The organism is Acinetobacter sp. 228 (assembly GCF_048147885.1).
Genome location: NZ_JAYWYV010000313.1, coordinates 1 through 1,307 on the forward strand (window position 1 = coordinate 1; position 1,307 = coordinate 1,307).

The following is a 1,307-nucleotide window of genomic DNA, read 5'->3' on the forward strand; positions in this document are numbered from 1 at the left end:
TGCGCGTAAAGAGCTTTCAGCAATCGCCACCACTTATAAGATGGAAGGGTGGGATACTGTTGTAGGTTCAAGTGGGACCATTAAAGCTTGCCGCCAGATTATGGTGAATATGGGGCTAAGTGACGAGCAAGAAAATGTCACACGTGAAGGTCTTCATAAACTTAAAGATAAGTTACTTAAGTTCAAAAATATTTCTGAAATTGATTTTGAAGGACTTCGAGAAGACCGACGAGCAGTTTTGCCAGCCGGATTGGCAATTTTGTACGCTGTTTTTGAAGTTTTAGAAATTGAACGTTTGGCATATTCTGATGGTGCATTACGTGAAGGAGTCATGTATGACCTGTTAGGCCGTTTTAAGCATGAGGATATCCGCGACCGTAGTGTACAAGCGTTAATGGGACGTTATAACGCCGATCCGAAACAGGCAGAACGAGTTGTAAATACGGCTCAATACTTATTTGATAGTGTTGCTAAACCACTTAATTTAACGAGTGAAGACAGTGACTTACTGCGCCGTGCAGCATATTTGCATGAAATTGGTTTAGCGATTAGTCATGGTGGCTATCATCGTCATGGTGCTTATTTATTGCAACATTCCGATATCCCAGGTTTCTCACAAATTGACCAAAATCATCTTTCACATTTGGTTGCTCATCACCGCCGTAAATTGCGAAATGATGTAAAAAATGAAGTTTTAAAGGCTGGTGGTCATAAATTAGTTTATTTAAGTTTGTTACTTCGCCTAGCAGTTTTACTCAACCATAGCCGCAGTGATCAGATGCTTCCTGCCATTGAATTGACCATCATAAATGATCAACAATGGCAACTTAGTGTTTCTGGTGATGCCAAACAATGGCCATTGTTAGTTGCCGACTTGCATGATGAGCAAGAGCAGTTTAAGCATTGGGACATTGAATTGAATATTCAGTCGGAAAAATTTATCGATTAAAGGGATAATATTCGACCTATGAAAAAAGCTACTCAGTCCAAAGCGTGGACAACGGTTCAAATTGCACGTCATCCGGAACGTCCGCAGTTTCTAGATTATGTCGGTGAAATCTTTACAGAGTTTGATGCATTGCATGGTGATCGTTTGTTTGGTGACGATGGTGCGATGGTAGGTGGTCGTGCTCGTTTTGACGGTCAACCTGTGATGGTCATTGGACAACACCGTGGTCGTAGTACCCGTGAAAAATTAAAGCACAACTTTGGTATGTGTAACCCAGAAGGTTACCGTAAATCTCAGCGTCTTTTAGATATGGCTGAGCGTTTCAATCTCCCAGTTTTCACCTTTATTGATACTATGG

At 41.2% G+C, this 1,307-nt stretch carries 2 protein-coding genes; both read left to right on the forward strand.

Annotated features, from left to right (window positions below; all coding sequences use genetic code 11):
* The coding region (locus VXQ92_RS18515) for an HD domain-containing protein (RefSeq protein ID WP_416682794.1) at positions 1-949 on the forward strand (949 nt) is incomplete at its 5' end.
* A gap of 18 nt (positions 950-967) precedes the next feature.
* Positions 968-1,307, forward strand: a 340-nt coding sequence (locus VXQ92_RS18520; protein WP_416682795.1) for a carboxyl transferase domain-containing protein, incomplete at its 3' end; no start/stop codon positions are given.